This window comes from Dysosmobacter sp. (genome assembly GCF_034093755.1).
GTDB lineage: Bacteria > Bacillota > Clostridia > Oscillospirales > Oscillospiraceae > Oscillibacter.
Map to the genome: position 1 here is coordinate 1 of NZ_JAXEBZ010000018.1, position 6285 is coordinate 6285.

Annotated in this window: 5 protein-coding genes; 3 read left to right on the forward strand and 2 right to left on the reverse strand. The window is 66.8% G+C overall.

Annotated features, from left to right (window positions below):
- Nucleotides 1-403 precede the first annotated feature (403 nt).
- Together SOX55_RS02115 and SOX55_RS02120 are read right to left on the reverse strand one after the other, a co-directional pair.
- Nucleotides 404-1399: an ATP-binding protein gene (locus tag SOX55_RS02115; protein ID WP_325285783.1), complete on the reverse strand. Its 996-nt coding sequence runs from the start codon at nt 1397-1399 to the stop codon at nt 404-406.
- 3 nt (nt 1400-1402) lie between these two features.
- Nucleotides 1403-2377, reverse strand: a complete 975-nt coding sequence (locus tag SOX55_RS02120) for a DnaD domain protein (protein WP_325285784.1) — start codon at nt 2375-2377, stop codon at nt 1403-1405.
- Between the two features lie 202 nt (nt 2378-2579).
- On the opposite strand from SOX55_RS02120, the gene SOX55_RS02125 reads away from it, so the two are divergent.
- The 3 genes from SOX55_RS02125 to SOX55_RS02135 all read left to right on the forward strand — a co-directional run bounded on the left by SOX55_RS02125 (nt 2580) and on the right by SOX55_RS02135 (nt 5541).
- Nucleotides 2580-2924 carry a cell division protein ZapA gene (locus SOX55_RS02125; protein ID WP_325285785.1) on the forward strand — a complete coding sequence of 115 codons (345 nt, stop codon included), beginning with the start codon at nt 2580-2582 and terminating at the stop codon, nt 2922-2924.
- Complete coding sequence (locus tag SOX55_RS02130; protein WP_325285786.1) at nt 2924-5029, forward strand: DUF3656 domain-containing U32 family peptidase; 2106 nt, start codon at nt 2924-2926, stop codon at nt 5027-5029. Before SOX55_RS02125 ends, SOX55_RS02130 begins: the two co-directional genes overlap by 1 nt.
- 77 nt (nt 5030-5106) lie before the next feature.
- Entirely contained in the window at nt 5107-5541 is a 435-nt protein-coding gene (locus SOX55_RS02135; protein ID WP_325285787.1) for a dUTP diphosphatase, read from the forward strand.
- Nucleotides 5542-6285 lie beyond the last annotated feature (744 nt).

A 6285-nucleotide genomic window follows, 5' to 3' on the forward strand; every position in this document is an offset into this window, starting at 1 on the left:
AAGCGAAACGGTGTGCCCCATCAACCACCGCAGTAGGGCGTAGCGAAGCGGAACGCCCGGGGCCAAAACGCAGGGGCCTTTCGATTCTGCACCCCGCTGACCGCCCAGACCCCGACTTGCGGCGGCAGGTTTTCAATCTTCATTCAATGTCCGGCGCACCCGGCAGAAGGCTGCCGGGCTTCCCGGGCAGTGTCTGAGGAGACCCCCGGTCTGACCTTTGCGGAGCAAAGGTCACGCCCAGCGTTTTTCTTTTCCACCGCTCCGGCGGCGACTTTTCTTTGCACGGGCAAAGAAAAGTGGGGGCCGGAAGCCCGCGCTGCTCAGCGCATTTCCCGCGGGGACCCGCGATCCCCCGGTGATCACCGGCATCCCCACACCGGGGCAGGTGCAAAGCCCGCGCCGCTCAGCGCAGCTCCCGCTTCTTCCGCCGGATGTCCTCGCCGAAAAAGATCAGCACCTGATACTCCCCCTCGATGCGGGAACTGACCTGCTGCAGATACCGCTGGTTCAGCTCCGTCACCCCCAGGTTGGTGCTGATGATGGTGCTCTTCCCCGCCAGCAGGCGGGTGTTGACGATCTCATACAGGGCGCTCTGGACAAAGGCCGTGGTCATCTCCGTCCCCAGGTCATCCAGAATCAGCAGGTCGCACTGGAGGATGCGGTCCACGTCCTCCGCCGCCCGGCTGTCCTCCTCCCGGCTGAACTTCCGGACCTCAAACCGCTCAAACACGTGGCCCGCCGTGTCATACACCACGGAATAGCCCTTCTCGCTGACCACCCGGGCGATGCAGGCGGACAAAAACGTCTTGCCCAGCCCCGGCTGGCCCGTCAGCAGCAGATTGCCGCTGCGGGGGTTGAAGTCATAGGCGTAGTCCACGCACACGTCCCGGTTGTACTCCATGTTCGCCCGGGGAGACGTGCCCACCCGGCTGTCCGGCAGGGCGGAATACCAGTCCAGGGAAAAGGTCTCGAAGCTCTGGCTGCCCAGGTCCAGCATCCGGGACAGCTCCTTCTGCTGCTCTTTGGCGTAGTAGCTCCGCAGGCAGCGGCACACCGCCTCCCCCTGATAGCCGGTGTCCCGGCACAGGGGGCAGGCAGGCTTCTCCTCCAGATAGTCCGCCGGCAGGCCCATGGACGCCAGCAGCGTCCGCCGCCGGCTCTGGAGGCTCAGGTTCTCCTCCTTCAGCCGCTCCACCGCCGGACGGGGGTCCGTCCCCTGCCGCAGGGCGCAGGTGATAATGCGGCTCATGGTGGCGTTCAGCTGCCGCTGAATGTCCCGCAGCTGCGGCTCCCGCTCATAGACCGCCGCCTCCCGCCGCCGGAAGTCCTCCCGCCGGCGCTGCCGGTCCTCGTCATAGCGCTGCATGGCCCGCCGCATGATCTTGCCGTCGTATGCCATGGATCACACCTCCCTGTTTTTGTCCCGCTGGCGGACGTACTTCCGCATCCACGCCAGGTCCCCGCCGCCGCTCTGCTCCTGCCGGGGCTGGGGCGCGGTCCGGGGCGCGGTCTGAGGCTTTTTGGACGCGGGACGGTCCCCCGCCTCCACCTCCTCCGGCGTGTGGAAGCCCGATTCGTGCCACTTTTTCAGAATGCCGTTGAGATAAGGCCATTTCAGCTCCTGACAGCGGAGAATGGTCTTGTCCGCCGCCAGGGCCACCGTCTCCGGCGGGAAGCCCATCTCCTGCCAGGCGGCCATGTACTTTTCCTCCGAGGGGGAGGGCTGCCGCTCCGGCAGGCCCAGTGCCCGCATGTACTGCGGCATGGCCTCCCGCCGCCGGGCATACCGCTCCAGGTACGCCGAGGCGGCCTCGTGGGAGTCGATGCCTATTCTGGCCCAGGCGTAGCCCTCCTTTTCAATCTGCCGCATGCCGGGCCGGCGGCCGGGGCCGAAGCGCCGCTCCGTCCGCTCCGCGCAGTGGCACACCAGCAGGTACACCACGTCGGCGGGCATGCCCAGATAGTCATACAACCCCAGCAGGATGTTCAGGTCCGGGGTGGTGAGCCGCTTGCCCAGCCGCTGCTCCACCGCGCCGGTGAGGCCCCGGAAATCGGCGCTGCTCTCCAGCTTCCGGGCCACGTCGTCGGCGGAATACTCCGGTCGCTCCTCCGCCGGGGCGGGGGGCGGCGTCTCCTCTCCGGGCTGGCGGAGGGTGATGAGCCCCAGCTCTCCCAGCACCGCCTCGGCGCTCTCAATCCGCGCCCGGTCCCACCGCAGCTCCCCGGCCAGGGACCGGGGCGCCACCGTCCCCTGATGGCGCAGCAGCGCCAGATACAGCAGCGCCGCGTCACCGTCGCCCCGCTGCTCCAGTGAGCGCACCACCGACAGCGGCAGCGTCACGCTTCCGTTTCCCACTTCCACCAGATATCCGGCCATGCGCCGCGCCTCCCTTCCCCCATCTTTTTCCCCTATTCTACACGAAAACCCTCCGGAGGACAACCAGAAAATCACCGCCCCGGCGGCGGGGGAAATTTTTCAGATTTCTGTGGCGGAACCGCGGGGAATATGGTATACTGTTAAATTGTAAAAATGGGTTGTTATGACCTGTTGGAATCTTCAACAAGGAGGCCTTCCATCTATGGAAAACCGTATTGTCGTTACCATCTGCGATCAGGAATACACCCTCGTTGCCGAGGAATCCGCCAGCTACATGCAGAAAGTCGGCTCCTATGTCAGCGAAAAGATGGGAGGAATCCTGACGGCCGCCCGGGTGGGCCGTACCGACGCCGCCGTGCTGACGGCGGTGAACCTGGCGGACGAACTGTTCAAGGAGCAGGCCGCCTCCGAGGCTCTGCGGGTGCAGATCCAGCAGGCCCTGGCCGAGGCGGGACAGGCCCAGAACGAGGTCAGCGAGCTGAAGCGGGAGGTATTCCGCCTGCAGCAGCGGCTGGACAACCGGAACGGAAACGGGAACAAGCGGTGATGGAGCTGCTGTCCCCCGCCGGGTCCCCGGAGGCCCTCCGGGCCGCGGTTCAGTGCGGCGCCGGGGCGGTGTATCTGGGCTGGGGCGACTTCAACGCCCGGCGCAACGCCAAAAACTTCACCGACGAGGAATTTGCCGGCGCCCTGCAGTACTGCCATCAGCGGGGCGTCCGGGTTTTTCTGACCCTCAACACCCTGCTGACGGACCGGGAGCTGCCCCGTGCCCTGGAGACCGCCCGCGCCGCCTGCCGTCTGGGGGTGGACGCGGTGCTGGTGCAGGACTGGGGTCTTTTTGACCTGCTGCGCCGGGCCCTGCCGGACCTGCCCCTCCACGCCAGCACCCAGATGAGCCTGTTCACCACCGGCGGCGCCAACGAGGCGGCGGCGCTGGGCTGCGAGCGGGTGGTGATCGCCCGGGAGTGCTCCCGGGAGGACACCGCCGCCATCTGCCGGGGCTGCTCCGCGGAGGTGGAGGCCTTCATCCACGGGGCGCTGTGCATGTGCTACTCCGGCCAGTGCGCCATGAGCGCCCTCATCGGCGGCCGCAGCGGCAACCGGGGCAAGTGCGCCCAGCCCTGCCGCCTGCCCTACGGCTTTGACAAAAAGGCCGCCGGAGACCATCCCCTCTCCCTGAAGGACAGCTGTCTGGCGGGGGAGCTGGGAGACATGGCGGCCATGGGGCTGGACTGTCTCAAACTGGAGGGCCGCATGAAGCGGCCGGAATACGTGGCGGTGATCACCGGCATCTACGCCCGGCTGCTGGAGGAGGGCCGCAGCCCCACCCCCGCCGAGCAGGCGGCGCTGGAGCAGGCCTTCTCCCGGGAGGGCTTTACGGACTGGTACTGGGCAGGCCGCCGGGGACCGGGCATGTTCGGCTCCCGGCCGGAGAACGCCCCGGACCCCAAGCCCCTCTTTGACGCCGCCCGGGCCGCCTACGAAAAAGGCGACCGGCGCACGGTGCCGGTGGACTTCGTCTGCCGGGTATCCGCCGGGGCGCCGGTGACCCTCACCGTCACCGATGATGACGGCCACACCGCCGACCTCACCGGCCCGGTGCCGGAGGCCGCCCGGAACCGCCAGATCACCGCCGGGGAGATCGCCCAGCGGCTGGGAAAGACCGGCGGCACCGCCTACCGCTGCCGCCGCACCGACGTGACGGCGGAGGACGGACTGTCCCTGCCTGCCTCCGTCCTCAACGGACTGCGGCGGGACGCCCTGGCGGAGCTGGACCGTCTGCGGACGGCGGTACCGCCCCGGCGGGAGCTGCCCCTTCCGGCGGAGCCGGAGGACACCTGCGCCGCATCGGAGCCGGCCTGCACCGTATCCGTGGCCCGGTGGGAGCAGGTGACGGCGGAGCTGCTGGCCCTCTCCCCCGCCCGGGTGTACGTGCCTCTGGAGGAGCTGGCGCACGTGGACGCCCTGCCGCCCTTTGACGGGGAGTGGTGCGCCCTTCTCCCCCGCGTCTGGCGGGACCGGGACGAGCCCCGGCTGCGGGAGATGCTCTCCCGTGCCCAGGCCCTGGGGGTCACTGCCGCCGGCATCGGCAACCTGGGCCACCTGCCCCTGGCCCGGGACCTTGGGCTGCGGCTGTACGGCGACTACGGTTTAAATGTATTCAACGCCCGGTCCCTGGCCTTCCTGCGGGACCGGGGTCTGGACTCCGCCGCGGTGTCCTTTGAGCTGCGGTTCGCCCAGATCCGGGACATGCGCAAGCCCCTGCCCACGGAGGCCATTGTCTACGGGCGGCTGCCGCTGATGATTACGGAAAACTGTCTGGTGCAGAACGGCACCGGCTGCCGGCTGGACCGGCAGGGGCCGGAGGTGCCCGGGGACGGGCCCTGCCGCCAGCGTCATTTCCTGGGCGACCGCACCGGCGCCCGGTTCCCCCTGCTGCCCGCCTTCGGCCACCGGACGGAGGTGCAGAACAGCAAGCCGCTGTATCTGGCGGACCGGAGCGAGTGGAAGCGGCTGGGTCTTGCCTACGGCCGGCTGCGGTTCACCGTGGAGTCTCCGGAGGAGTGCGTCCGGGTGTTCCGGGCTTACCGGGAAGGCGCCGCCCCGGCGGGTGAGTTCACCCGGGGCCTCTATGAGCGGGGCGTGGAGTGAGTTTTCAGGTTATTTTCAATTTCAATCCGTATAATTGAATATAAATTATACGTTCAGTATTGTATCAGGAGCGTTTTATGGAGACCATTACCGTCAAATACTTTCATGAGGACATGGAGCCGCTGTGCTACGTGGAGGGGAAATCCGACTGGATTGACCTGCGGGCGGCGGAGGAGGTCACGCTGAAGGCGGGGGAGTTCCGGCTGATTCCGCTGGGGGTGGCCATGGCGCTGCCGGAGGGGTACGAGGCCCATCTGGCGCCCCGCAGCTCCACCTTCAAGAACTACGGGATTCTGCAGACCAACTCCATCGGCGTGGTGGACTGGTCCTACCGCGGGGACAACGATGAGTGGCGGATGCCGGTGTATGCCACCCGGGACGTGACCATTGAAAAGGGCGCCCGCATCTGTCAGTTCCGCATTGTGGAGAATCAGCCGAAGCTGAACTTCGTGCGGGTGGAGCATCTGGACGGCCCCGACCGGGGCGGGTTCGGGTCTACTGGGGTGCGCTGAAGCGCCGCGGGCTTTTGCGGAAAAATTGCACCGGTTTCGGTACGGAAAACACCGGGACCCCGGTGGGGATGCACCCGTCCGGGTGCCGGGAGTGCGATGAAGATCACAGGCTTTGCACCCCCCATTTTCTTTGGGTCTTGCCCAAAGAAAACGGGCCGTGCACGGTCCAAAAGAAAAGCGCTTTTTTCGCCTTTGTACACAAAGGCTGACGGGAGATTCCTCAGACGGTACCGACCAGACCCGAAAATCTTCTGCCGGCTGCGCCGGACATTGTGCGGATTTGGAACTGCTCCGCCGCAAGTCAGGGCTTGGGTGGTCAACGGTGTGCAGAATCGAAAGGCCCCTGCGTATTGGCCCCGGGCGTTCCGCTCCGCTACGCCCTACTGGGGTAGTTGATGGGGCGCTCCGTTTCGCTGCTCTCCGCTACTGCCCGGGTATGCGCGTAGCGAAGCGGAACGCGCGGGCAGAGAAGGACAGTCCTTTCGGTTTTCCACCACGACAACTGCCGCACTTCCGCAACTTGCGGCGGAAAGCTTTCGACGAGCGCCAGTGTATAGCGCAGCCGGCAGAAGATTTCCCCAGGGCTCCCACCGCAAACCAGCGAAGCGTTTGCGGTGGGAAAAGGAGGAGCACGGGAGCGGCGCGTGAAAAGCCCTTTCACGCAGGGCTTTTCACGTAAAGCGGACTTTGCGACGACGCCGTCGGCAGGGTCTGAGGAGACCCCCGGTCTGACCTTTGCGGAGC